The sequence below is a fragment of the Streptomyces mutomycini genome (assembly GCF_001700505.1).
In the GTDB taxonomy this organism is placed as follows: Bacteria; Actinomycetota; Actinomycetes; order Streptomycetales; family Streptomycetaceae; genus Streptomyces; species Streptomyces mutomycini.
Genome location: NZ_MAPV01000349.1, coordinates 1 through 864, shown reverse-complemented (window position 1 = coordinate 864; position 864 = coordinate 1). Strand labels below are relative to the sequence as shown.

1 protein-coding gene is annotated in these 864 nt (G+C 68.9%); it reads left to right on the top strand.

The window, feature by feature from the left end; genetic code table 11:
• Window positions 1-201: 201 nt before the first annotated feature.
• Window positions 202-780 (top strand): TerD family protein, encoded by a 579-nt coding sequence (locus BFF76_RS30380; protein WP_031094474.1) that lies wholly within the window; start codon window positions 202-204, stop codon window positions 778-780.
• Window positions 781-864 lie beyond the last annotated feature (84 nt).

Below are 864 nucleotides of genomic sequence, written 5' to 3'. Positions count from 1 at the left end.
CGGCTGCGTGACGAGGTGGGGGAGCTCAAGAAGGAGCTGCGCCAGATGAGGGAGGCGGGGCTCGCCTGACGGGTGGGGGCCCGCAGTGTTGCAGGACCGACACGAAAACGCCCTGCCACTGCTTTTCGCCTCCGCGGACTGCGTAGGGTTCGGGAAAACCGCACAGCGATGGTTGCGGGGCAAGCGGAGAGGGGACAGCGCGTGACGGTCAACATGACCAAGGGCCAGGCCATCAACCTGCAGAAGAGCGACGGGGGGACCCTGACCGCGGTACGGATGGGGCTCGGCTGGCAGGCGGCACCGCGCCGCGGGCTGTTCGGTTCGCGCACCCGTGAGATCGACCTGGACGCCTCGGCGGTGCTCTTCGCCGACAAGCAGCCCGTGGACGTCGTGTTCTTCCGTCACCTCGTCAGCGACGACGGTTCGGTCAAGCACACCGGCGACAACCTGGTCGGCGGCGCCGGCTCGGGCGGCGACGACGAGGCCATCCTGGTCGATCTGCAGCGGGTCCCGGTCCACATCGACCAGATCGTCTTCACGGTGAACTCGTTCACCGGCCAGACGTTCCAGGAGGTGCGACACGCCTTCTGCCGCATCGTCGACGAGACCAACGGCCAGGAGCTCGCCCGCTACACGCTGGACGGCGGCGGCCAGTACACGGCGCAGATCATGGCGAAGGTTCACCGCGTGGGCAGCGGCTGGCAGATGACGGCCCTCGGCAACCCGGCCAACGGCCGGACGTTCCAGGACCTGATGCCGGCGATCCTGCCGCACCTGTAGGCACGGCAGGGACAGGGCGACACAAGGTCCACGGATCCGTACGAGCAGCTCCCGGCGGCACCCGCCGCCGGGAGCTGCTCGTAC